Here is a 22,842-nt window from a genome sequence, read left to right as displayed (position 1 = left end):
CCTGCCGAAGGACAGGCGTGCTTCGTGAACTGACTCGCCGCAGCTGTTTGAGCGCAGCGCCCGAAGGGCGCGTAGCGAGTTCTGCGGCGGGGCCGGATGCACGAGCACCGCAGGTTGCCCGCAGCGAAGCGGAGGGACACGCGCAGTGGGGTCGCCTTTCTTTGGTTACTTTCTTTGGCGAGACAAAGAAAGTAACTCGCCCGCCGGGGCGAATTCCCGGCTCCTGCGCCACACAACCAGCAAGGCAAAAACAAAGCCCCAGGTGGCAAATCAACAGCTCCCGCGCCAAACAACGAGCAAGGCAAAAGCAAAGGCCCAGTGCCCTCATCCGCACCCTCTCCCAGCAAGAGAGGGAGCAAGACAGCCCATCACCATGAGCCTCCTCAAAGTCACCGAACTCGGCAAGTCCTTCGGCGGCGTCAAGGCCGTCGACGGCATCAGCTTCGACCTCGCCCCCGGCGAACTGCTGGCCCTCATCGGCCCCAATGGCGCCGGCAAGTCCACCACCTTCAACATGGTCAACGGCCAGCTCAAGGCCGACCGCGGTTCGATCCTGCTCGACGGCCAGGAACTCGTGGGCCGCAAGCCGCGCGAGATCTGGCGGCTCGGCGTAGGCCGCACCTTCCAGATCGCCGAAACCTTCGCCTCGCTCACCGTGGTGGAAAACGTGCAGATGGCCCTGCTGTCGCACGACCACAAGCTCTTCGCCACCTGGCGCCGCGCCGCCGATCACAAGCGCGAGCAAGCCTTGGCCTTGCTCGACCAGGTCGGCATGAAGGCCCAGGCCGACCGCCCCTGCAGCGTGCTGGCCTACGGCGACGTCAAGCGTGTCGAACTCGCGATCGCCATGGCCAACTCGCCCAAGCTGCTGCTGATGGACGAGCCCACCGCCGGCATGGCACCCAAGGAACGCAACTCGCTGATGGCGCTGACCAAGCAGCTCGTGATCGACCGCGGCATGGCCGTGCTCTTCACCGAGCACAGCATGGACGTGGTGTTCGCCTACGCCGACCGCATGATCGTGCTGGCGCGCGGCCGCCTGATCGCGCAGGGCAAGCCGCTGGAGATCCGCGACCATCCCAAGGTGCAGGAGGTCTACTTCGGCAGCGGCAAGACCTTCGAGAAGATCGCAGAGAAGGCCGCGGCGGTGAATGCCGCGGTGGGAGCAGAAGCATGAGTTCACACGAGCAGTTGCTCGAAGCCAAGTCCCTGTGCGCCTGGTATGGCGCTGCGCAGATCCTCTACGACGTGGACCTGGAGGTCCGCCGCGGCGAGGTGGTGGCGCTGATGGGCCGCAATGGCGCCGGCAAGTCCACCACGCTCAAGGCGCTGATCGGCATGCTGTCCAAGCGCCGTGGCGCGGTGCGCTTCCTGGGCCACGACATCTCCAAGTGCGAGCCGCACCACGCGGCCAAGCTGGGCCTGGGCTTCGTGCCGGAGGACCGGCGCGTCTTCACCGACCTCACCGTCATGGAGAACCTCGAGGTCGGCCGCCAGGCCGCGCGCCGCTGGGGCGACGGCAGCGAGGCGCCGCTGTGGACGCCCGAGCGCCTGTTCAAGCTCTTCCCCAACCTGGGCGAGATGCCGCAGCGCCCCGGCGGCCGCATGAGCGGCGGCGAGCAGCAGATGCTGACGGTGGCCCGCACGCTGATGGGCAACCCCTACCTGGTGCTGCTGGACGAGCCCTCCGAAGGCGTCGCGCCGGTGATCGTCGAGCAGATGGCCAACATGATCCTCGAGCTCAAGGCCCAGGGTGTGAGCATCCTGCTGTCGGAGCAGAACATGCATTTCGCCGAGCTGGTCTCCGACCGCGCCTACGTGCTCGAAAAGGGACAGATCCGCTACCACGCCTCGATGGCCGATCTGGCCACCAACGAGGAAGTGCGGCGCGCCTACCTTTCTGTTTAAGGTTCATCACCACGCGAGGAGCGAAAAACCATGCATGACACGCACCGCAGAGTCTTTCTCCAATCCGCCGCCGCGCTCGGCCTGGCCGGCCTGTCGGCGCCGCTCTTCGCGGCCGGGAAGATCAAGCCCACCGACAAGTCGGCGCTGATCGTGGTCGACGTGCAGAACTGCTTCGTCGACGGCGGCACGCTGCCGGTCAAGGGCGGGGCCGAGGTGGTGCCGGTGATCAACAAGCTCTCCACCGCCTTCGAGAACATCGTGGTCACGCAGGATTGGCACACGCAAGGTCATGCCTCCTTCGCCAGCGCGCATCCGGGGCAGAAGCCTTTCAGCAGCATCAAGCTCGCCTACGGCAACCAGGTGCTGTGGCCGGACCACTGCGTGCAGGGCTCGGAGGACGCGGGGCTGCACAAGGACTTGAAGCTGCCCAGCGCGCAGCTCATCATCCGCAAGGGCTACCACAAGGGCGTGGACAGCTACTCGGCCTTCGAGGAGGCCGACCGCAAGACGCCCACGGGCCTGGCCGGCTATCTCAAGCAGCGCGGGATCAAGACGGTGTTCGTCACCGGCCTGGCCACCGACTTCTGCGTGGCATGGACGGCGCTGGATGCGCGCAAGCATGGCTTCGAGGCCTACGTGATCGAGGACGCGACCCGCGCCATCGACCTCGACGGCTCGCTGGCGAAGGCCTGGAAGCAGATGCAGGCCAAGGGCGTCAAGCGCATCCAGTCGGCCGACATCGTGACCAGCGCCTGAGGGAGCCGCCCGCCCGATGCACGATCTCGCCCTCACGGTCAACGGACGCGATGTCGCGCTGTCGGTGCCCGAGGCCGCCTCGCTGCTGCACGTGCTGCGCAACGACCTGGGGCTCAACGGACCCAAGTACGGCTGCGGCCTGGGCCAGTGCGGGGCCTGCACGGTGTGGGTCGATGGCGTGGCCGCGCGGGCCTGCGTGATCCCGGCGCACGGCGTGGCCGGACGGGCCGTCACCACGCTGGAGGGCCTGGGCACGCGCGACAAGTGGCATCCGGTGCAGCAGGCCTTCGAGCAGGCCCAGGCGGCGCAGTGCGGCTACTGCCTCAACGGCATGGTGATGCAGGCCGCGGCGCTGCTGGCGCGGGACCCGCACGCCGGTGAGGCGCGCATCCGCGCCGAACTCTCGGGCAACCTGTGCCGTTGCGGCACCCACGTGGAGATCCTCGACGCGGTGCGGCGCGCCGCCGCGGCGATGGCGGAGGGCGCCGTCTCGTGAGCCGGCGCGCCGAGCAGCCGCGCAGCCGAAGCGATTTCCTGACAGCCCAGGGCGCGCTCGTCATCGTGCGCGACACGCCGCCTGCGCCGCCGCCCGCCAAGGGGCAGCCGGCCGCGATCCCCGGCAATCCGGCCGAAGGCCCGGAAATCCTGCTCGCGCTGTGGGACGACGGCAGCGTCACCGCCCTCAACGGCCATGTGGACCTGGGCACCGGCATCCGGACCGCGCTGGCCCAGGTGGTGGCCGAAGAGCTGGACCTGCCGCTGGCGCAGGTGCACATGGTGCTGGGCGACACCGCGCGTGCCCCCAACCAGGGCGCGACCATCGCCAGCGCCTCGCTGCAGATCCACGCGGCGCCGCTGCGGCTGGCCGCCGCGCAGGCACGCGCCTGGCTGCTGGAGCAGGCCTCGGAGCGCTTCGGCGTGCAGCCCGCGCTGCTCGAGGTGCGCGAGGGCCGCATCCACGCGGGAGACGACCCGGCCTTCAGCGTGCCCTTCGGCGAACTGGTGAGCGGCGGGCGCACGGTGCTGGGGCTGGATGCCGACGCACGGCTGAAGGACCCGAAGGACTACCGCATCGTCGGCACCGCCGTGCCGCGCGTGGACATCCCGGCCAAGCTCGCGGGCGAGCGGGTGTTCGTGCACGACATGCGCGTGCCCGGCATGCTGCATGGACGGGTGGTACGCCCGCCCTATGCGGGCGCGGACCACGGCGACTTCATCGGCAACACGCTGGAGTCGGTGGACGAATCCTCCATCGCCCACATCCCCGGCATCCGCGCGGTGGTGGTGATCCGCGACTTCGTCGGCATCGTGGCCGAGCGCGAGGAACACGCGGAGCAGGCGCTGCGCGCGCTGCGCGTGCGCTGGAAATCCTGGCCCGGCCTGCCCGGGCTCGACGACCTGGAGGGCGCGCTGCGCGCCAACCCGTCGACACAGCGCTTGCTGGTCGACGAGGGCCGCGTCGACGAAGCGCTGGCCGGCGCCGCGCAACCGATGCCGCGCACCTATGTCTGGCCCTACCAGATGCACGCCTCCATCGGGCCCTCCTGCGCGCTGGCGCATTGGCAGCCGGACGATGCGCCGGCCGTGCAGCTGCGCGTCTGGGCCGGCTCGCAGAACCCGCACGTGCTGCGCGCCGATCTCGCGAAGCTCATGGGCGTGGAAGATGTCGCCGTCGACGTGGTGCGCATGGAAGCGGCCGGCTGCTACGGCCGCAACGGCGCCGACGACGTGGCCGCCGACGCCGCCCTGCTGGCACGCGCCGCCGGCGCGCCGGTGCGCGTGCAGCTCACGCGCGAGCAGGAGCATGCGTGGGAGCCCAAGGGCGCGGCGCAGCTGATGCAGGTCAACGGCGGCCTCGATGCCGAGGGCAGGGTGGCCGCCTACGACTTCGAGACCTCCTATCCCTCCAACGGCGCGCCGACGCTGGCCCTGCTGCTCACACGCACCGTCGAGCCGCTGGCGCAGGCCTTCGAGATGGGCGACCGCACCGCGCGTCCGCCCTACGCCTACGAGAACCTGCGGGTCAAGGTCAACGACATGGCGCCGATCGTGCGGGCCTCCTGGCTGCGCGGCGTCTCGGCCCTGCCCAGTTCTTTCGCGCACGAGTCCTACGTGGACGAGCTGGCCACCGCCGCCGGCGTCGACCCGGTCGCCTTCCGCCTGCGTCATCTTCAAGACCCGCGTGCCGCGGAGCTGGTGCGCGAGACCGCGCAGAAGGCCGGCTGGCGCATGCGCACCGGTCCGCAGGAAAACGCGGACGGCGGCCTGGGACCCGGCGGCGACGTGCTGTTCGGCCAGGGCTTCGCCTATGCCCGCTACGTGCACAGCAAGTGGCCGGGCTTCGGCGCCGCCTGGTCGGCCTGGGTGGCCGATGTCGAGGTGCACAAGACCACCGGCGAAGTGCACGTGCGCCGCGTGGTGGTCGGGCACGACGCGGGGCTGATGGTGAACCCGGCCGGGGTCGAGCACCAGATCCACGGCAACGTGGTGCAGACCACCAGCCGGGCGCTCAAGGAGCGGGTGCAGTTCGCGCCGAAGGCTGAGGCTGCCGCGGGCGAGGCGCTGCCGGGCGTGCTGCCCGCCGGCGTGGTGGCGAGCCGCGAATGGGGCAGCTATCCGATCCTGAGCTTCCGCGAAGTGCCGGTGATCGAGATCGTGCACATGCAGCGGCCGGGCGAGCCGCCGCTGGGGGCGGGGGAGTCGTCCTCGGTCCCGGGCACGGCGGCGATCGCCAACGCGATCTTCGATGCGACGGGGGTGCGCTTCCGGCAGCCGCCGTTCACGCCGGAGGTGATCCGTGCCGCCCTGAATCCTCGCGCCGAGCCGTCTGACTTGCTCCCTCTCCCTCTGAGAGAGGGAGCGGGTGAGGGCGCGCGGCGTGTCGATGGACAGGCCGTCATGCCCCCATCCCCACCGTCCCCCCAAGGAGGAAGGACCAGGACCGTGTGGGCCACGGCCAGTGCGCTCGTGATCGGTGGCCTCGGCGTCATGGCCGGCCTGCTGGGCTGGCGCTCGACCATCGCGCCCGTCACCCTCAGCGCCCCCGTCTACAGCCAGGCCACCATCGACCGCGGCCGCACGCTCGCCGCGATCGGTGACTGTGCCGTCTGCCACACGGCGCCGGACGGTGCGCCCAACGCGGGCGGCCGTGCGATGGACACGCCCTTCGGCACCATCTACACGACCAACCTCACGCCCGATGCCGAGACCGGCCTGGGCCGCTGGTCCTTCAGCGCCTTCCAGCGCGCCATGCGCGAGGGCATTTCGCGTGACGGCCACCACCTCTACCCCGCCTTCCCCTACACCGCCTTCGCCAAGACCAGCGACGACGACCTGCAGGCGCTGTACGCCTACTTCATGTCGCTGCCCGCGGTGCATGCGCCCACGCCGCCCTCCGAGCTCAAGTTCCCCTTCGGCATCCGCCCGCTGATGGCCGGATGGAACGCGCTCTTCCACGACCCGGCGCCGATGCAGCCGGTCGCGCAGCAGAGCGCCGAGTGGAACCGCGGCGCCTACCTGGTCAACGGCCTGGGCCACTGCGGCGCCTGCCACACGCCGCGCAACGCGCTGGGCGCGGAGCAAGGCGGCAGCGCGTTCCTGTCGGGCGCGATGGTCGAGGGCTGGGAGGCGCCGGCGCTCACGGCCCTGGCGTCGAAGTCGGCCGTGCCCTGGACTGCCGATGCGCTCTATCGCTATCTGCGCCATGGACACAGTCCACAGCACGGCACCGCCGGCGGACCGATGGCCGAAGTCGTACGCGAACTGGCGGCGGTGCCCGATGCCGACATCCGCGCCATGGCGACCTACCTGGCCTCCTTCAATGTGCAGACCAGCGTGCCCGAAGCCGCCGCACAGGCGCAACGTGCAGTCGCCCAGGCGGCCGCCTCCAAGGCCCAACTGCTCGGCCCCGCCCAGCGCATGTTCGACGGCGCCTGCGCCGCCTGCCACCACGACGGCGACGGCCCCACGCTGCTGGGCGCCAACGTCCCGCTCGCGCTCAACAGCAACCTCACCAGCGCCCGCCCCGACAACCTGCTGCGCACCATCCTCGACGGCGTGCGCGAGCCCGCCACGCGCGAGATCGGCTTCATGCCGGCCTTCCGCGAAGCGCTGAGCGATGCGCAGATTGCCGAGCTCGCGGGCTACATGCGCGCGCGCTTTGCGCCGCAGGAGCCGGCGTGGAAGGACTTGCAGCAGGCGGTGGCGCGGGTCCGTGCGGCGCCGCACTGACTGAGCGCGCAGCAGGTGCCATGTCAGATGGCACCCCTGGATCTGACACGCCCATGTGCGCGCGACGTCCTATCGTTTCGGCGCAGCGACCCACCGGTCGCCGTCGAAGCAAGGAGCGGGTCGATCCGGGTGAGAGCCTGCGTCGGATCAAAAACATCAAGGGAGCAGGCGCGTCTCTCACCAGGCGCCGCAAGAAGAATGGAAATCACCTGTCCCCATTGCGGGTATGCGGAATCGGAAGGCTTCGAGTCGGCGCCATCCTGTGTCGAAGCGCTGCCATGCGCGCGGTGCGACCACGTCCAGAGGCCACCCGAACACGCTTGGCGTCGTCCGCAGGCTCGAATTGACCGCGTCGGGCTGTACGAAATGACCGTTGTGTTCGACAGCCACGATGCCTTCGAGGACCGGATCTCGGCGGACGAATACAGGCATCATGCGCCCGGATTGATGGCCTTCGTCAAGAGCCGGTTCGACGCGTTGCACGACATCGCTGCCAGCAGCCATGAGCAAGAGCCTTGCCTCCAGGGTGACCTCGATCAGATGTCCCGTGTGGAATTGATCGGAGAGCCCGCGCCTGCCAGCTTCCTATCCGGTCATGCTTGTCATCGCGTTGCTTCCGCCGTTGTTCAAGCGGACGATGCGGCGCCGTCTCGTCGTTTGGATGGCGGCGCATCGCCACCAGTCACCGGAACCTGCGCGGCCTTGTGCGAGGCTGGGCGAATTCCTTGGGCGACAGTCGTTGGAGCGGCTATGACGTGCGCACGTGACGGCCGCTACGATGTGCAGTCGGCGCCGACGCATCGGGCCACTTCCGTCCACAGGAGACACCAATGCCCGCCACCCTCTTGCCGTCCGTCAGCCTGCCACACGATGCCGAGCGCGCCGCCCTGATCGGCCGCCTCTGGCAACCCGATCTCGGCCCCACGCCGGTGGCGGTGCACGACGGCGGCCTGCACGATCTCTCGCGGATCGCCCCGACGGTCAGCCAGTTGCTGGAACTCGACGACCCCGTCGGCGCCGTGCGCCACGCTCTGCGGACCGACGCCGCGCGCATCGCGGCGCTGGATGTGGCGCTGGCCAACAGCGACGAGGCGCAGCGCGATCCATCGCGGCCCTGGCTGCTCGCGCCCTGCGACCTGCAGGCGGTCAAGGCCAGCGGGGTGACCTTCGTCGACAGCCTGCTGGAGCGCGTGATCGAAGAGCAGGCACGCGGCGATGCCTCCAAGGCCGAGGCCATCCGACGGGCGCTGGGCAGCGTGCTGGGCGACAACCTCAAGGGCATCGTGCCCGGCTCGGCGCAGGCGGCGCAGGTGAAGGAGGTGCTGCTCGCGCAGGGCGCCTGGTCGCAGTACCTGGAGGTCGGCATCGGCCCCGATGCCGAGATCTTCACCAAGGCCCCGGTGCTGGCCGCCGTGGGCACCGGCGCCGACGTGGGCATCCATGCCAACTCGGCGTGGAACAACCCCGAGCCGGAAGTGGTGCTGGCGGTCGACAGCCGTGGCCGCACGCTCGGCGCGGCGCTGGGCAACGACGTGAACCTGCGCGACTTCGAAGGGCGCAGCGCACTCCTGCTGGGCAAGGCCAAGGACAACAACGCCTCCTGCGCGATCGGGCCCTTCATACGCCTGTTCGACGAGCACTTCGGCATCGAGCAGGTGCGCCGCATCGCGGTGGCACTGCGCGTGACCGGGCCCGAGGGCTTCGTGCTCGAAGGATCGAGTTCGCTGGCGAAGATCAGCCGCGACCCGCTCGACCTGGTCGGCCAGGCCATCGGGCCGCACCATGCCTATCCGGACGGGCTGATGCTCTTCCTGGGCACCATGTTCGCACCCACGCAGGACCGCCACGGTCCCGGCCAGGGCTTCACCCACGTGGTGGGCGACCGCGTCACCATCTCGGCGCCCGAACTGGGCGCGCTGGAGAACCGCGTCGTTCATTCCGACCAGGCGGCACGCTGGTCCTTCGGCATCGGCGCGCTGATGCGCAACCTGGCCGGGCGCGGGCTGCTCTGACATCGCGTCTGCAGCCTCGCCGAGCGGATGCTCGGCAAGGCGATCGATGGTGAAAGATCGCTTCGGCACGAACGGCGTCTGCTATTCCGGCGCGGGCTGACACCGCCCTGCTGCCCCACAACTGCGCAATAAGTCGCATGTTGGCCTGATGCAGGGCAAGAAATTAAGACGATTTCCTCAAGGGTTTGCTCTGGCGGCAAGACGGCGGTAGTTCGTAACAATTGAACACAATTGGCGCCGTGCCCATTCGCCCGGCCTTCACTGGAGGAGCAACCCGATGGAGTCCGTGCGAATGCTTTGTTTCGCTGCTGCGCTCGCCCTGGGCGCGGCGAACGCGGCGGCCCAGATCCTGATCGGGCAGTCGGCCGACATGTCTGGCCCGGTGGCATCCAGCGTGAAGGAAACCATCGCCGGCTCGCAACTGGTCATCGACAGTGTCAACGCGCAGGGCGGCATCCACGGCGAGAAGATCGAGGTGATCCGGCTCGACGACGGCCTGGACCCGAAGCGCTCCGCCGAGAACTCGCGCATCCTGATCGAGGAGAAGAAGGTGCTGGCGCTGCTGCTCAACCGCGGCACGCCGAACGCGCTGGCGGTGATTCCGGTGCTGGACAAGAGCGGGACGCCGCTGATCGGCCCCTCCACGGGCGCGATGTCGTTGCACAAGCCGCTGCAGAAGCACGTGTTCAACGTGCGTTCCACCTACCAACGCGAGGCCGAACGGGCGGTTCGGCATTTCTATACCGTGGGCATGCAGCGCATCGCCGTGGTTCAGGCGGACGACTCTTTCGGAAAGGACGTGATGGAAGGCGCGATGAAGGGCTTCGACAAGGCCGGGCAGAAGCCGGTCCTCGTGGCCCTGGCCGATCGTCAGAAGCCGGATTACTCGACCATCGTGCCCAAGATCACGGCCGCCAATGCGCAGGCGGTGCTGTGGATCGGCTCGGGCACAGCGGTCAGCGAGGGCATCAAGGCGCTGCGCGCGGCCGGCTCGGCCGCGCAGGTCGTCACCCTGTCGAACAATGCGGCTTCGGGTTTCATCAAGGAGCTGGGCAGCGCCAGCAGCGGCGTGATCGTCACGCAGGTGCTCCCTTCGGAGCGCGCGTTGGCACATCCGCTGATCAAGGAGGCCTCGGACCTCGCCAGGAACCGGGGCGACATCGAGCTGTCGCCGGCGCTGCTCGAAGGCTTCGTCGCCACCAAGGTGCTGGTGGAGGCCCTGCGCCGGGCCGGCCCCAAGCCCACGCGCCCGAAGCTGCTGGCGGTGCTCAACGACCTGCGCTACGACGTCGGCGGCGGCCTGGAGGTGAGTTACTCGCCGCAGGACCACACGGGCATCGACTACGTCGACCTGTCGATCATCAGCGGCGGGCGCTTCAAGCGTTGACGGCTGCGCCCGGCTCGGGCCGGGTTCCTCCCTGTCGTGGACAGCTCGTCGATCGTAGGGGGCAGCCGTCTTCCTTGCCTCCTCAACAGGAGGGATGCGGCGCTGCGGAAGTCATGCCTTGCGAACGGCCATGGCGGGCAGCCCGGCGCATCGGGCGGCCACGGCGCGACTCGGCCAGAAGCCCATCATCTCAACCCGTCTCGTGCAACGCTCTCCGGTATTGCATCGCCTCGCCCACATGGGCGGCCTCCACCCCCTCGGCACCCGCCAGGTCGGCGATGGTGCGCGCCACCTTGAGCGCCCGATGCGTGCTGCGGGCCGACCAGCCCAGGCGCGCCGCTGCCTTGTGCAGAAACTGCAGCGCCGCCGTGTCGAGCCTCGCATGCCGGTCGATCTCTCCGCCCTGCAGGGCCTGGTTGGACTTGCCCTGCCGCGCGAGCGCGCGCTCGCGTGCCTGGGCCACGCGGGTGCGCACGTCGGCGCTGGCCTCCCCGGCCGGAGCCTCCAGCAGCTGGGCGGGGGTGACCGAGGGCACCTCGATGTGCAGGTCGATGCGGTCCAGCAGCGGGCCGCTGAGCTTGCCCTGGTAGCGCGCCACCTGGTCCCGCGTGCAGCGGCAGGCCTTGAGCGGGGAGCCCTGGTAGCCGCAGGGGCAGGGGTTCATGGCCGCGATCAACTGGAAGCGCGCGGGGAACTCGGCGCGGCGCGCGGCCCGCGCGATCGTGATGCTGCCGGTCTCCAGCGGCTCGCGAAGCGCCTCCAGCGCGCTGCGGGCGAACTCGGGAAATTCGTCGAGAAAGAGCACGCCATGGTGCGCCAGCGAGATCTCGCCGGGCCGCGGCGGCGAGCCGCCGCCGACCAGGGCCACCGCGCTCGCCGTGTGGTGAGGGCTGCAGGTGGGCCGCCGCATCCATTGCGCCGTCGCGAAGCGGCCCTGCAGGCTGGCGACCGCGGCGCTCTCCAGCGCCTCCTCCACGCTCATGGCGGGCAGCAGGCCGGCAAAGCGCTGGGCCAGCATCGACTTGCCCGAACCGGGCGGACCCACCATCAGCATGCCGTGTACCATAGACCCATGACAAAGGAGCCACTACGCCCCAGGGCCTATAGCTACCTCCGCTTTTCCACGCCTGAACAGATGAAGGGAGACAGCCACCGGCGCCAGACTGACCTTGCGACTCAGTACGCGGCCCGCAACGGGCTTGACCTGGACACCTCCAGCTTCCAGGACTTGGGCGTGTCGGCGTATCGAGGCGACAACGCGGAGACGGGCGAACTGCGGCGCTTCCGCAATGCCGTTGAGGACGGGCTCATACCCAAGGGCAGCTACCTTCTTGTGGAATCGCTCGACCGCCTTAGCCGCAATCACATCCTTGACGCGCAAACCCTTCTCACCAGCATCATCACCGCAGGGGTAACGGTGGTGACCCTTCAGGGCACCGAGAGAGCCTACTCTCGGAAGACCTTGGAGGAGAACCCCGCCGACCTCATCTTCGCGATTCTTGACATGATCCGGGCGCACTCGGAAAGCGCCACCAAGGCTGCACGTCTCAAGGAAGCCTGGAAGTCCAAGCGCTCGCAACTCGGCACGCGCAATCTCACCAGCATCGCGCCAGCTTGGCTAAAGCCCCGTCCGGCTAAGGATGGATTCGACATCATCCTGCACCGGGCAGAAATCGTTCGGGGCATCTTCGCGGACTACCTTCGGGGGGTTGGGAAGGATGCCATCGCCGCCGGCCTCAACAAGGCCGCCGAGCCACCGTTCGGCCGTGCAGCGTTCTGGCGCAAGAGCTACATCCACAAGATATTGGTCAACCCGGCAGTGGTAGGGACCTTCGTGCCCCACACGGAGGAGCAGAAGGATGGCCGCACGATCCGCACCCCTTGCGAAGCTGTTCCCGACTACTTCCCCGCAGTGATCGATCAGGACACTTTCCAGGCGGCGCAGGCGATGCAAGGCGTGGCCGGCAAGGGATCGCCCGCAAGACCTCGCAGCGGCGGCGTAAGGCACCTTCTCGCGGGTCTCGCGCAGTGCCCGCTGTGCCATTCGAGCATGACCCGAGTAAGCAAGGGATCTGGGGCCAAAGCAGGTCCGCCTTACCTTGTGTGTACCCGAGCAAAGACTGGGGGTGAATGCACCTACAAGACCGTCCGCGTTTCAAACATTCATGAGGCGCTTTGCGCGGGCGCTTCGTTCATTGTCGGGACCGCACCAACAGGCGAGGACGACCTAGACGACGAATGGCATAAGCTCCAGGGTCGTCGAGACGCAATCGACGCCGGCATGGAACACTTGGTCGATGAACTCAGTAGGGGCGGCGAGTCCCGGGCCATTCGGAAGCGGCTCGACACGCTGCAACTGGAACGCGACCGCATCGCTGAGGCCCTTGATGCCCTCGCCGAGCGCATCGCAGCAACTGCAAGCGTCTTCGTAGACAAAGCGCTTGCGGACCTTGAAGGCGCATTGCAAGGTGACCCTGCGAGTCTCGATGTTCCGCGTGCGAATGCTGCGATGCGCCGTGTGCTGCAACGTGTCACGGTGGACTACGTGAACGGCGATCTTGTGATGGGGTGGAAGCAGGGTGGTGAGACCCGATTGACCTATGCGATGCCGGCCACTTAGGGCCTGTGAACGTCGTGGAATCGAGATGCTCGCGGTTCCGTGATGATTAGATTGCTCGCAATCAAATTCGACGATAACACACTTCCTTCCTAGGCGTAGTTCCACGCATGGTCACGCAGGGGAATCGAATCGATCATCCCTCCATCGCTCCCTTCTTAAGAGCGCCAACTACCCAAGGAAAGCAATGGCATTCGACCCTGAGACCTACACCGCCCTGGACGCTGCACCAGACTTCGCTACTGTCACTGCTGACCACATCAGCGCCTCCCTCCTCACCGGTGCCTTCACCTGCATTGCCGAGGGCATCGATGAGTGGGAAAGCCACGATGTAATGCCGAGCGAGGAGGTGTTCCGCGAGGTGGAGCCGCTCGCCAACAACGAGGAGCCCATCGACCCCGAAACGGCTGCGACATTCCTACTGCTCGTGCGGGAGGCGCTGCGCGATTGAGGCGAGCGGGACATGCGCATGGCCGATCTATCTGCGCCCGATGAAACGACCAGTCCTCCCGCGCTCAACATCGGGTTAATGAGCTATGAGCGCGTGACCGCTGAAATGCGAAAGGCCCTACCGGGCATCACCGCCGAGCAAATACAAACGTTTATTGCGGTGGTGCGCAAGGGCCAGTGCTCGCAGACTGAGATAAGCAAGGCCACCGGTTTCACCAGACAAGCCGTATCTCGACATATCGCCAAGTTGGTGCGGGCCGGACTCCTCGTCCAGCGCCGGGACCCCGAGAGCGGCCGGCGCCGCGTGGTTCGCCTCGCGGCACTCGGAAGACTTATTCCGGCTACGCTCAATGGCGTCTCAAGGAGGGCGGGAAAGTAAGCGGGAGCCGTCGCATTCAAACCTCGCTCTGTCATGTCCTTGAGCATCTCGATTCGACGCAGCAGGGTCAAATTGGGCATTCTTATGGTGAGCGTCCAGCGATCCCACCTTGCGTCCGGCGCCGTGCTTCCGAGGATGGCGTCCACCTTTTTTTGGCGGACGCCTATGCATCCCAATACCTCCAGTCGCCGAGTCACAGTGCCGAGTTCAAGGCGCGGATCCTGGCCGAGTGCCGGCAGCCGGGCGCGTCAGTCTCTGCCGTGGCCATAGCGCTTACCGAGATTGCGCCCCAAACCTTGTCCTTGTGCAAGAGCGCGAGCACGTCGGAATCGTGCGTGTCAATTAGACGGCCAATGGCAGGCGAGATGGCGCCGGCTGCACGACGCGGCGCGGCTATTCCGGAACAGCCTGTGGTGGCGATGTCGTACAACGCGCAGCTCCAATGCTACACCGAGGTAACCCATGGCCACTCGCTGGTGTTCGTCATGTGGGCGAGCTTTCGTTCCGGTCCCCCAGGTGCCGCGCCAAATGTATTGTGCGCTGCCAGATTGCCAGCGGGAGCGACGACGCTTGTGGCAGATCGCCAAACGACGCAGCGACCCCGATTATCTGGCGAACCAGGCTCGCGCCCAGAAGGCTTGGTCCGAGCGCAATCCCGGCTACTGGCAAGCCTATCGCGAAATTAACCCAGACTATGCCCGTGAAAACCGAGCGCAGCAGCGCGGCCGCAACAAGAGGCGTGTGATTGCAAAGATGGACTCGTTGACGCCGCAGTCGCTCCCGGCCGGGATCTACGAGCTGCGGCTCCTCGATGGCGATAGCAGACTTGCAAAGAAGGACGTGTGGGTAGTCAGCCTGCGGGTGTTGTCGCCTTCCGGCCCGTGACCGCCGTGATTGCAAAGAGAGGACTTGTTCGAACTGTCGTCCACTTGCTGATATTTTCCGGCACACCACAGTTCACCTCCGTATCACTTCGCAGCCATGTCGATAGATCAAGGATTCGTCGAGCGCTGCAGTGGCGAGATCGCGCCGTGCCGGGCCGCCGAGTACGTCCGAATGTCCACGGAGCACCAGCAGTACTCGACGCTCAACCAGTCCGACAAGATCCGCGAGTACGCTCGGCGCCGTGGCCTCGTGATCGTGAGAACTTATGCCGACGAAGGCAGAAGCGGCCTTCGCATCGACGGGCGGCTGGGCCTGCAAAAGCTGATCCAGGACGTCCAGTCCGGCACGGCCGATTTCAATGTCGTGCTGGTATACGACGTGAGCCGATGGGGACGTTTCCAGGACGCCGATGAAAGCGCCTATTACGAGTACATCTGCCGGCGGGCGGGAATCCAGATCGCCTACTGCGCCGAGCAATTCGAGAACGACGGTTCCCCTGTCTCCACCATCGTCAAGGGTGTCAAGCGGGCAATGGCAGGGGAGTACAGCCGGGAGCTGTCCGTCAAGGTCTTCGCAGGACAGTGCCGACAAGTTGAACTGGGATTCCGGCAGGGTGGCGTCGCCGGCTTCGGTCTACGGCGCCTAATGATCGATCAGAGCGGGTCCCCCAAGGCTCAATTGGAGCGTGGCGAGCAAAAAAGCCTACAGACCGATCGTGTGATCCTGACGCCAGGGCCCCAGGCAGAGGTGGACACGGTGCTGCAGATCTACCGCTGGTTTGTCGATAACAACATGAGTGAAGCCACAATCGCGGCCAAACTCAACACGACCGGGATTAGGACACCGAGCGGACGCGAATGGAGCCGCGCTGGGGTGCATGAGGTCCTGACCAACGAGAAGTACATCGGGAACAACGTCTACAACCGCACCTCTTTCAAGCTCAAGAAGGTGCATGTCTTCAACACGCCCGACATGTGGATAAGAAAGGACGGAGCCTTCGAAGGCATCGTTCCAATCGAGCTCTTCTTTACGGTCCAGGGCATCATCCGGGCCCGCGCGAGGCGCTTCAGTGACGAAGAGTTGATCGAGCGCCTGCGTCGCCTATTCGAGCGCAGGGGGTTTCTTTCCGGCTTTGTCATCAACGAGACTGACGATATGCCCTCTTCCTCGGTATACGCGCTACGGTTCGGCAGCCTCCTGCGCGCATACAAGCTCGTGGGCTTCACCCCCGGCAGGGACTATCGTTACCTGGAGATTAATCGGTACCTGAGACAACTTCACCCGCAGATCGTGTCGGAAACCACGGGGCGAGTCGCGGCGCTCGGAGGCCAGATCGTTGTGGACCCCACCACCGATCTTCTGGAGGTGAACCAGGAGTTCCGCGCATCCATCGTCCTGTCGAGGTGCCGCTCGAACGAGCTTGGACGACGGCACTGGAAGGTGCGCCTGGACTCCAGCCTGCGGCCGGACATCACCATCGTCATCAGGCTCCAACCGGAGAACAGGGCGGCCCAGGACTACTACCTGCTGCCGCACCTGCAGTTTGCCTCCAGTGCGCTCAGCCTATCGGAGCAGAACGCCATAGAGTTGGAGAGCTTTCGCTTCGATTCGTTGGACTACTTCTACGGGATGGCGGAGCGGCTCCGCCTCAGGAGAGCGGCATGACAGCAAGCAGCCAACCCGAACTGCGGATGATCCCCCTCTCCCGCATTGAGGTCCTGAACCCCCGGGATCGCAACCAGCAGGTCTTTGGTGAGATTGTGGAAAACATCCAGAACATTGGTCTGAAGAAGCCCATAACGGTAACTCCGAGAGTCGGGGAGGATGGCGCAGAAAAATACCTTCTTGTGTGCGGCGAAGGCCGCGTAAAAGCTTTCCGCGAACTCGGCGAGGAACGTATTCCAGCACTGGTGGTCAACGTCGGCGACGATGATGCCTTCCTCATGAGCCTGGCAGAGAATATCGCCAGGCGGCGATACAAGCCCGTCGAACTACTCGCCGGCATCGCGCAGCTTCGCGACAAGGGATACAAGGCCAAGGAGATCGCCCAAAAGGTGGGATTGGCACTGAGCTACGTGGAGGACTTGCTGACGCTCTTGAATCGCGGCGAAGAGCGCTTGCTGTCTGCCGTCTGCTCCGGCGCCATTCCGATGAGGGCGGCTATCGCCATTGCGGGCGCGGGCGACGACATGAAGGGCATTCAGGCCGCGTTGCACGACGCCTACGAAAGCGGCCAGTTGCGGGGACATCAACTGATGAACGCGCGGCGCCTGGTCCTGCGGCGCCAGTCGGCCGGCAAAGGCTTGAGAAGGACTGCTACCTCATCGGCCAGCGCGGCTATCACCTCGTCGAGCCTGGTTCGCGCTTATCAGAAGGAGGTGCAGCGTCAACGGTTCCTGGTGCGTAGGGCGGCAGTGGCGCAGCAGCGCCTCGCCTTCGTCATTGGAGCGCTGCGCAAGCTCGCGGCCGATGAAAACTTCTGCAATCTTCTGCGGGCGGAGGGCCTGGACACTGTTCCGAAGTACTTGGCAGACCGCATGGTTCGAGGGTGAGCGCCGTGGCCGTCTCTCTCGCATTCGTCGCCAAGCCGCTGATGTTGCCAATCGATCGCATTCTTCCTTCAAAAATCTGGCCCGATGCCGTCTTCGAAACGAAGAAGTTCAAGTTGATCCTGGCCTCGATTCAGGAGGTCGACCTGATCGAGCCCCTGTCTGTGGGGCCTGTGGACAGAAAGACCGGCCACCATCTTCTTCTGGACGGCCACCTCAGACTGCTGGTTCTCAAGCAGTTGCAACGCATCGAAGTTCCCTGCCTGGTTGCCACAGACGACGAGAGCTACACCTACAACAACCGTGTCAACCGCTTATCGACGATCCAGGAACACTACATGATTCGCCGCGCGTTGGAGCGTGGGGTGCCGCCTGAGCGGCTCGCCAGTGCCCTGTGCGTGGACTCTGCGCAGCTCATGAGGAAGGCCAACCTGCTCAACGGCATCTGTGCCGAGGCGGCGGAGCTGCTCAAGGATCGCCAGTTCTCGCCCGAGGTATCCACCGCATTGCGCCAAATGAGACCCACCCGGCAGATCGAGTGCGTAGAACTGATGATTGCCGCGAATACCTTGACGGTACCCTATGCGCGAGCGCTGCTGATGGCCACGCCCTCAGAGATGCTCACTGCTGGCCGGCGGCGCCCGGTTGACAAAGCCGTCAGCCAAGAACAGGTGGAACGCATGGAACATGAAATGGCCAACCTGCAGGACCAGTACAAGCTGGCTGAGCAGACCTACGGGGAGGATATCCTCAATCTCGTCGTGGCTCGTGGGTACATCGGCAAGCTGATCGACAACCCCCAGGTGATGCGCTATTTGCAAAAGCACCATGAGGAGGTCCTGGAGCAATTCCAGACCATTGTGCAGTCGGTTTCCATGGAGGGCTAAGTACTACCTAGCTCTGGAGTCATTCGGCTTTCTGCACGCGCTTGAGGTCGATGGTTGGCGGTACCGTAGTGCAGTTTGCTCTGAATTTATGCTCTAAGGCTTCGTGGCTATGCGCTTGTCCCAAGTTTCGAGAACAAAGCTTGCGACTGAGTGCGCCGCATTCACTGCAAGCCGCGCGTGCCTCGGTTCGAGCTTGTACGACTTGCGCCCCTCGCTATGCGCGCTCCCAGCATGAGTACGAAGCGCCCCGATTCCATCAACCACCGAGAAGAGGCCGCTGATGATCCTCTTCAAGTCCTCATCCTCGATGCTCCCGGGATCCAAACCAAGGTCCGAACGCACGACCTTGAATACCGGCTGCAAATCTTGCTTGTCGGGCATGGGCAGGCCGTTATCTTCAATGTAAATCTTGAAAATGGATTCGAGGATGTTGGACGCGGCGGAAACCGCCTCCCTTGGCCTTATGTCAACAGTTTCCGCAGCGCGGTCAAACTCGCGGTGGATCGCTGGAAAGTCACGGCCCTTGATAAGTTGTGCAAGAGTCTTGCTCGGGGCCGCGCCCCCTTTGGTAATGACGCCACCACGGGCGTAGAGAGAGCCATCTCTGGCAAGGACCTCTTTGAACTTACGGCAGAACTCGCGCTTTGCTTCCAAGTTCGGAGATACGGCCTTCCAGGGCTCGTCAACATAGTTGGGGTCCGTCAGGGGATCGTCCATGTATCCCTCTACGATTTTGCCTAGGACCTTTAGAGGATCTGCAGCGTGCCGGTTCGTCGCCCGAAGCCATTCGAGGGCTTTGACATGCTTGGAGCCTTCCGGGGGGTCCCCATGCGCACCGGCATACATAAACAGGCTATCGAGGCTCGCATGCGTCTCCACCGACGACACAAAATTTGATGTGATCGCGATTAGAGGAGCGGAGAGGGGTGAGGCGGTCATAGCGAAAGGTATTGTGCCGCCTGCGCATCTTGGTGGCGGCCCCGCGGCAAAGGCAGATGACGTTGATCGCAAAAATGCCGCAAAAAAGTCAGAGCCCCTTCAAGCAAATTCGGCCGCGAGTTTCCCCCCGTGGGGGTACCCCTTCGGAGGCCCGCCCAGGTGCCCCGTAGACCTCGTCGGTCACCCTTCCAGGCACGCCGGGTACTGCGCCTCCAGCCCACACGCAGGGCACCGGCAGTACACCGAGGGGTTGATGATGAAGCGGGGCTCATGGCGGTCTCGCTCTGGCGCAGCGTGGTGCGCTGAGTGGTCCGACTCGGTGAGCCCTAAGGTGCCGCAGCGAGGGCAGGTAACGGTACTGAGGGGAGCGGCAGGGTTGAAGTCGTGGGCGAACATTGGTGCAATGTCTGGTCCGAAACCAATCATCCTCGGTTCAGGTATGTCCATACGGCTGCGAAGGCGGCGCTACTGAGGACCGCCCCTACCAGTGTGAGCCATTTGAGCGTCAAGTCCCACCATGCCCGCCGCTCCGCTGGGAACTTGGCCCTTTCCTCTCGTTCCCGCTTGAACTCCTCCACGTGCCACTTTGCCCGCGCCACCAACAGAGACTCGGGTAGTTTGGTGATACCGAGGCGCGGTCCGAGGGTCGCGCCACTGTCCAACCAGGTACGTAGCGTCGGCTCGCCAACCTGCCTGAACAGCGGGTCCAACTCCGCAAGTGCCTCGACCTCGCCGGGGACATGATCCGCAGCAGCGCTGCTCTCATGGATCGCAAGGCCGGCTTGATACCCACGCCAGATGGTCTCTTCCAAGTAGGGTTCAGCCACTATCGACAGACCATGCTGAAGTCCCATGAACAGGGCAGCATGTGCCGCAGCTTGCGCATCATTCGTGCGAACGGCTTCTTGGGTGAGTACCGCACTAACGCACTTGCTGAACATGTGGAACTCCCAACTCTCCCGATCATCCTTCAGCCGCTCCCAAGCTTGCTCCGCACCACCCGAAGCTTGGAGGTCGATGCCCGCGAGCTTGTCACTTGCCTGAAGCTCAGTCTGCCAGTTCTCAAAAGCAGCCTCCACTTTGGCAATCAGTTCTTCACTGTTGGGAGGAGCCCAGGAGAGAAAGAACTGCTGAAGCAGGAACGGCACCCCGTAACGGGAAAGTTGGCCGTTTGCCTTCTTTGGGTCGAAGGAGATGGTGGGCCATCCCTGAGGGATCGTGAAGGTCTCTCCCGCCTCGATCTTGATTCCTTTGCCGCCCTCGCCGTGCCGGACCTCGTGCCTCCGCTTTCCACATGTCGCACAGTCCGCTGAGGTGTGCGGAACTTCCAGTGGGATGAGGCTTGCGGCGCAGTAACCGCAATAGCGTTCGGGCAAGCGAGTGGACATGGACGGAGTGTAGGGTGCCATCCGTAGTTGTCCATCTAAGGTACACCCTTGGCGGACACCTGCGGGGGCGCCGCTTTGCGTCTGGATAGGGTCGATTTCTGAGTTGCTTGACACATTCCAGAATTGTTCTTAGACTTCATCCATACACAGGCAATACGGAAGAAGTCCCGCATGAACGCACAGCGCAAGACTACCAGCACCGCCCACGGTAAACGCATCGGCTATGTCCGGGTTTCCAGCGTGGACCAGAACGATGCCCGCCAGCTTGACGGCGTGGACCTGGACAAGACTTTCACGGACAAGGCCAGCGGTAAGGACACGCACCGCCCACAGCTTCAGGCGTTGCTCGAATACATCCGCGAAGGGGACCACCTCTACGTGCACAGCATGGATCGCCTCTCGCGCTCCCTGAGGGACTTGCAAGACGTGGTGCAGTCGCTCACGGACAAGGGCGTGGCGGTGTCGTTCGTGAAGGAGGGGATGACCTTCACCGGGAACGATGACCCGATGGCGACCCTGATGCTTCAACTGCTCGGCGCCGTGGGTCAGTTCGAGCGTGCCCTCATCAAGGAGCGCCAGCGGGAAGGCATCGCCATCGCCAAGGCCGAGGGGGTCTACAAGGGGCGCAAGCCGGTGCTCGATGCGGAGGCCGCTAAGGCGCTGCGGGAGATGGCCGCGCAAGGCATCCCGAAGACCGATATCGCGGCGAACCTTGGCATCTCGCGGGCCACCGTCTACGAGTACCTGAAGGCGCCGGCCTGAGCCTCTGCACGGCAACCCGAACAAGCCCCCGCAAGGGCATTGCTTATTGGGGATGGACCACCACCACCACCACCTCGACGCCCCTCACGATGTCCTCGCGGGAAATCGCGGACCTCACCGAGAAGCGTCACGACAACGTGAAGCGGCTCATCGAAAGCCTCATCGCAAAGGGGATCGTCCAACCTCAAATTGAGGACGAACCCAGTACGGACGCGGTGGGCCGCAAGCGCATCACTCAAGTCTTCCGCGTCAACCAGCGCGACTCCTACGTGATCGTGGCCCAACTGTCCCCGGAGTTCACGGCCCGCCTCGTGGACCGCTGGCAGGAACTCGAAGCTGCCGCAGCGGCCCCCGTCCCGTTCGCCCTGCCGCGCACCATGCAGGAGGCCCTGAGGCCAGCCGCTTTGTGTCAAGCCAACTGACCACCTTCACCTTCGCCCCCGGCATGAACCTCCGAGCCATCCTGATCGGCGCCGAGCCGTGGTTCTTGGCGGTGGACCTTTGCGTGCCCCTCGGGTATGTGAACCATCCCGATGCGCTGGCCCGCCATGTGGACGATGAGGACCGCCAACCCATCAACCTGAATTCCAGCGTGAAACGCGATGGTATTCGCGGCAACCCCCGCGTCTCGTGCGTCAACGAGTCGGGGCTGTACTCGCTGATCCTGGGGAGCAAGAGGCCGGAGGCCAAGGCGTTCAAGAAGTGGGTCACCTCGGTGGTCCTGCCGGCGATCCGCAAGGCGCCAGGTGCGAGGGGCCTCAAGGTCAATTAACCCCCACATCTGGTGACCCTACCGCGCCACCAAATGTCCACCTCCTCAGCCAAAGTGAGAACCATGCAGCCCAAGACTTCCGCCGCCCTCCAACACATCGCCTTCACCATCGGCGCCCCCGATGCAGACCGCCCCCCCGTACTTCTCGACTGCACACTGGGCGCTCCCGCTTTCGAATTCCTCATGAAGTTTCAATGCGAGACCGAAGATGCCCTTGGCATTCACCTCTCGACCGGCCAAGCCCTCGAAGCGTTGCTCGGCGCCTACGCATCTCTTCGGTTCGCCACGGACGGGGACCCGGAATGGAGCTTCGATGAGGCATACGACCGCGCACTTAACGAGGCCGTTAAGAATGGCACCGCCACGAGATGCCTCTGAGCGACAACATTGCGCGGGCGCTTCCTTGATTCTGAGGTCCCGCAAGCCGGACACCAAGGCGTTCAGGTGGCCCGACGCCCTTTAACCCCCATACTTGGTAATCCAGTGGAGCCGCCCGCCGATGTGTTCCGCACTTCAGCGCTTCCGGCCCCACCCACCACCTAACCCGCCCCGCACATCCGCTGCGTGGGCACCTCATCCAACTTCCCCGGACATGCGTTCGCCCCGAGGGATAAGACCTCAGCCCCTCGCGGCTTTGGAAGGAATTTTGAGGGGGAAGGGGGTGCAGAGGCGCAGCCTCCCTAAAGGGTTCCACAGGTTGCATCTCTGAGATGCCTTCGGCATGAGAAGACCAAGGAAGATCATCCTCATCCTGATGCACCTCAGAGATGCTCATGAAGACGTCTCTGTTGATGCCCTTTGAGGCCCATCTCTACGGGTCTCCAACAGGCCGCCTTCATGGTGCCCCTAACTATGGGTTTCATCCATGGTCTCACCCAATCACCGATGCCCCTCCGGTGTTCTATCGCGAGCAACTTGATG

Annotated in this window: 21 protein-coding genes and 1 pseudogene; 18 read left to right on the top strand and 4 right to left on the bottom strand. The window is 65.1% G+C overall.

Going from position 1 to position 22,842, the window contains the following annotated elements; translation table 11 throughout:
- The first annotated feature begins 373 nt into the window (after positions 1 to 373).
- The 5 genes from ABEA07_RS26970 to ABEA07_RS26950 are packed head-to-tail and all read left to right on the top strand — an operon-like array spanning position 374 to position 6,894.
- The gene (locus tag ABEA07_RS26970) at positions 374 to 1,177 is read left to right on the top strand and encodes an ABC transporter ATP-binding protein (RefSeq protein WP_345541775.1); all 804 of its coding nucleotides are present in this window, start codon (positions 374 to 376) and stop codon (positions 1,175 to 1,177) included.
- A complete protein-coding gene (locus tag ABEA07_RS26965) occupies positions 1,174 to 1,908 on the top strand; it encodes an ABC transporter ATP-binding protein (protein WP_345541774.1) in 735 nt (244 codons plus the stop codon). The genes ABEA07_RS26970 and ABEA07_RS26965 overlap by 4 nt, the downstream gene beginning before the upstream one ends.
- 30 nt (positions 1,909 to 1,938) lie before the next feature.
- Positions 1,939 to 2,664 carry a bifunctional nicotinamidase/pyrazinamidase gene (gene pncA, locus ABEA07_RS26960; RefSeq protein ID WP_345541773.1) on the top strand — a complete coding sequence of 242 codons (726 nt, stop codon included), beginning with the start codon at positions 1,939 to 1,941 and terminating at the stop codon, positions 2,662 to 2,664.
- A gap of 16 nt (positions 2,665 to 2,680) precedes the next feature.
- A complete protein-coding gene (locus ABEA07_RS26955; protein ID WP_345541772.1) occupies positions 2,681 to 3,160 on the top strand; it encodes a (2Fe-2S)-binding protein in 480 nt (159 codons plus the stop codon).
- Positions 3,157 to 6,894 carry a molybdopterin cofactor-binding domain-containing protein gene (locus ABEA07_RS26950; RefSeq protein WP_345541771.1) on the top strand — a complete coding sequence of 1,246 codons (3,738 nt, stop codon included), beginning with the start codon at positions 3,157 to 3,159 and terminating at the stop codon, positions 6,892 to 6,894. The genes ABEA07_RS26955 and ABEA07_RS26950 overlap by 4 nt, the downstream gene beginning before the upstream one ends.
- Positions 6,895 to 7,071: 177 nt before the next feature.
- On the opposite strand, the gene ABEA07_RS26945 is transcribed toward ABEA07_RS26950, so the two are convergent.
- Positions 7,072 to 7,398, bottom strand: coding sequence for a hypothetical protein (locus ABEA07_RS26945; protein WP_345541769.1), 327 nt, complete (start codon positions 7,396 to 7,398; stop codon positions 7,072 to 7,074).
- Between the two features lie 326 nt (positions 7,399 to 7,724).
- Between ABEA07_RS26945 and ABEA07_RS26940 the strand changes: the two genes are divergently transcribed.
- Together ABEA07_RS26940 and ABEA07_RS26935 are read left to right on the top strand one after the other, a co-directional pair.
- A complete protein-coding gene (locus tag ABEA07_RS26940) occupies positions 7,725 to 8,906 on the top strand; it encodes a fumarylacetoacetate hydrolase family protein (protein ID WP_345541768.1) in 1,182 nt (393 codons plus the stop codon).
- Between the two features lie 277 nt (positions 8,907 to 9,183).
- Positions 9,184 to 10,293, top strand: a complete 1,110-nt coding sequence (locus ABEA07_RS26935) for an ABC transporter substrate-binding protein (protein ID WP_345541766.1) — start codon at positions 9,184 to 9,186, stop codon at positions 10,291 to 10,293.
- A 190-nt stretch (positions 10,294 to 10,483) separates the two neighbouring features.
- Here ABEA07_RS26935 and ABEA07_RS26930 read toward each other — a convergent pair.
- Positions 10,484 to 11,353, bottom strand: a pseudogene (locus ABEA07_RS26930) (YifB family Mg chelatase-like AAA ATPase); the annotation flags it as partial.
- Between the two features lie 12 nt (positions 11,354 to 11,365).
- Between ABEA07_RS26930 and ABEA07_RS26925 the strand changes: the two are divergent.
- The 7 genes from ABEA07_RS26925 to ABEA07_RS26895 all read left to right on the top strand — a co-directional run bounded on the left by ABEA07_RS26925 (position 11,366) and on the right by ABEA07_RS26895 (position 18,060).
- A complete protein-coding gene (locus ABEA07_RS26925; protein ID WP_345541765.1) occupies positions 11,366 to 12,913 on the top strand; it encodes a recombinase family protein in 1,548 nt (515 codons plus the stop codon).
- A 184-nt stretch (positions 12,914 to 13,097) separates the two neighbouring features.
- Complete coding sequence (locus ABEA07_RS26920) at positions 13,098 to 13,361, top strand: hypothetical protein (RefSeq protein WP_345541763.1); 264 nt, start codon at positions 13,098 to 13,100, stop codon at positions 13,359 to 13,361.
- 12 nt (positions 13,362 to 13,373) lie between these two features.
- Positions 13,374 to 13,739 (top strand): MarR family winged helix-turn-helix transcriptional regulator, encoded by a 366-nt coding sequence (locus tag ABEA07_RS26915; protein ID WP_345541761.1) that lies wholly within the window; start codon positions 13,374 to 13,376, stop codon positions 13,737 to 13,739.
- Between the two features lie 570 nt (positions 13,740 to 14,309).
- Positions 14,310 to 14,624, top strand: coding sequence for a hypothetical protein (locus ABEA07_RS26910; RefSeq protein WP_345541760.1), 315 nt, complete (start codon positions 14,310 to 14,312; stop codon positions 14,622 to 14,624).
- A gap of 96 nt (positions 14,625 to 14,720) precedes the next feature.
- Complete coding sequence (locus ABEA07_RS26905) at positions 14,721 to 16,289, top strand: recombinase family protein (RefSeq protein ID WP_345541758.1); 1,569 nt, start codon at positions 14,721 to 14,723, stop codon at positions 16,287 to 16,289.
- Complete coding sequence (locus ABEA07_RS26900) at positions 16,286 to 17,176, top strand: ParB/RepB/Spo0J family partition protein (RefSeq protein ID WP_345541757.1); 891 nt, start codon at positions 16,286 to 16,288, stop codon at positions 17,174 to 17,176. Before ABEA07_RS26905 ends, ABEA07_RS26900 begins: the two co-directional genes overlap by 4 nt.
- A 5-nt stretch (positions 17,177 to 17,181) precedes the next feature.
- Complete coding sequence (locus ABEA07_RS26895; protein ID WP_345541755.1) at positions 17,182 to 18,060, top strand: plasmid partitioning protein RepB C-terminal domain-containing protein; 879 nt, start codon at positions 17,182 to 17,184, stop codon at positions 18,058 to 18,060.
- Positions 18,061 to 18,153: 93 nt separating this feature from the next.
- On the opposite strand, the gene ABEA07_RS26890 is transcribed toward ABEA07_RS26895, so the two are convergent.
- Together ABEA07_RS26890 and ABEA07_RS26885 are read right to left on the bottom strand one after the other, a co-directional pair.
- Complete coding sequence (locus ABEA07_RS26890; RefSeq protein WP_345541753.1) at positions 18,154 to 18,777, bottom strand: abortive infection family protein; 624 nt, start codon at positions 18,775 to 18,777, stop codon at positions 18,154 to 18,156.
- A gap of 644 nt (positions 18,778 to 19,421) precedes the next feature.
- On the bottom strand, positions 19,422 to 20,408 hold the full coding sequence (locus ABEA07_RS26885) for a hypothetical protein (RefSeq protein WP_345541752.1): 987 nt from the start codon (positions 20,406 to 20,408) through the stop codon (positions 19,422 to 19,424).
- 150 nt (positions 20,409 to 20,558) lie between these two features.
- Here ABEA07_RS26885 and ABEA07_RS26880 point away from each other — a divergent pair, with 150 nt between their 5' ends.
- From ABEA07_RS26880 to ABEA07_RS26865, 4 genes are all read left to right on the top strand, one after another.
- Complete coding sequence (locus tag ABEA07_RS26880; RefSeq protein WP_345541750.1) at positions 20,559 to 21,149, top strand: recombinase family protein; 591 nt, start codon at positions 20,559 to 20,561, stop codon at positions 21,147 to 21,149.
- 89 nt (positions 21,150 to 21,238) lie between these two features.
- Positions 21,239 to 21,571 carry a Rha family transcriptional regulator gene (locus tag ABEA07_RS26875; protein WP_345541748.1) on the top strand — a complete coding sequence of 111 codons (333 nt, stop codon included), beginning with the start codon at positions 21,239 to 21,241 and terminating at the stop codon, positions 21,569 to 21,571.
- Positions 21,556 to 21,921: a BRO-N domain-containing protein gene (locus tag ABEA07_RS26870; protein WP_345541747.1), complete on the top strand. Its 366-nt coding sequence runs from the start codon at positions 21,556 to 21,558 to the stop codon at positions 21,919 to 21,921. Before ABEA07_RS26875 ends, ABEA07_RS26870 begins: the two co-directional genes overlap by 16 nt.
- Positions 21,922 to 21,984: 63 nt before the next feature.
- The gene (locus ABEA07_RS26865; protein ID WP_345541746.1) at positions 21,985 to 22,299 is read left to right on the top strand and encodes a hypothetical protein; all 315 of its coding nucleotides are present in this window, start codon (positions 21,985 to 21,987) and stop codon (positions 22,297 to 22,299) included.
- Positions 22,300 to 22,842: the final 543 nt, after the last annotated feature.

The sequence above is a fragment of the Variovorax defluvii genome (assembly GCF_039541515.1).
Lineage (GTDB): Bacteria > Pseudomonadota > Gammaproteobacteria > Burkholderiales > Burkholderiaceae_C > Variovorax > Variovorax defluvii.
The sequence above is the reverse complement of the archived record's forward strand: the minus strand, read 5'-3'. Positions and strand labels throughout refer to the sequence as shown.

Bases quoted from the DNA above. Each gene is read 5' to 3' on its own strand.
- ABEA07_RS26890 (WP_345541753.1), bottom strand. From the start codon at position 18,777: ATGGACGATCCCCTGACGGACCCCAACTATGTTGACGAGCCCTGGAAG.
- pncA (WP_345541773.1), top strand. From the start codon at position 1,939: ATGCATGACACGCACCGCAGAGTCTTTCTCCAATCCGCCGCCGCGCTC.
- ABEA07_RS26865 (WP_345541746.1), top strand. From the start codon at position 21,985: ATGCAGCCCAAGACTTCCGCCGCCCTCCAACACATCGCCTTCACCATC.
- ABEA07_RS26920 (WP_345541763.1), top strand. From the start codon at position 13,098: ATGGCATTCGACCCTGAGACCTACACCGCCCTGGACGCTGCACCAGAC.
- ABEA07_RS26955 (WP_345541772.1), top strand. From the start codon at position 2,681: ATGCACGATCTCGCCCTCACGGTCAACGGACGCGATGTCGCGCTGTCG.
- ABEA07_RS26875 (WP_345541748.1), top strand. From the start codon at position 21,239: ATGTCCTCGCGGGAAATCGCGGACCTCACCGAGAAGCGTCACGACAAC.
- ABEA07_RS26925 (WP_345541765.1), top strand. From the start codon at position 11,366: ATGACAAAGGAGCCACTACGCCCCAGGGCCTATAGCTACCTCCGCTTT.
- ABEA07_RS26945 (WP_345541769.1), bottom strand. From the start codon at position 7,398: ATGGCTGCTGGCAGCGATGTCGTGCAACGCGTCGAACCGGCTCTTGAC.
- ABEA07_RS26905 (WP_345541758.1), top strand. From the start codon at position 14,721: ATGTCGATAGATCAAGGATTCGTCGAGCGCTGCAGTGGCGAGATCGCG.
- ABEA07_RS26970 (WP_345541775.1), top strand. From the start codon at position 374: ATGAGCCTCCTCAAAGTCACCGAACTCGGCAAGTCCTTCGGCGGCGTC.
- ABEA07_RS26940 (WP_345541768.1), top strand. From the start codon at position 7,725: ATGCCCGCCACCCTCTTGCCGTCCGTCAGCCTGCCACACGATGCCGAG.
- ABEA07_RS26965 (WP_345541774.1), top strand. From the start codon at position 1,174: ATGAGTTCACACGAGCAGTTGCTCGAAGCCAAGTCCCTGTGCGCCTGG.
- ABEA07_RS26900 (WP_345541757.1), top strand. From the start codon at position 16,286: ATGACAGCAAGCAGCCAACCCGAACTGCGGATGATCCCCCTCTCCCGC.
- ABEA07_RS26880 (WP_345541750.1), top strand. From the start codon at position 20,559: ATGAACGCACAGCGCAAGACTACCAGCACCGCCCACGGTAAACGCATC.
- ABEA07_RS26935 (WP_345541766.1), top strand. From the start codon at position 9,184: ATGGAGTCCGTGCGAATGCTTTGTTTCGCTGCTGCGCTCGCCCTGGGC.
- ABEA07_RS26885 (WP_345541752.1), bottom strand. From the start codon at position 20,408: ATGGCACCCTACACTCCGTCCATGTCCACTCGCTTGCCCGAACGCTAT.
- ABEA07_RS26915 (WP_345541761.1), top strand. From the start codon at position 13,374: ATGCGCATGGCCGATCTATCTGCGCCCGATGAAACGACCAGTCCTCCC.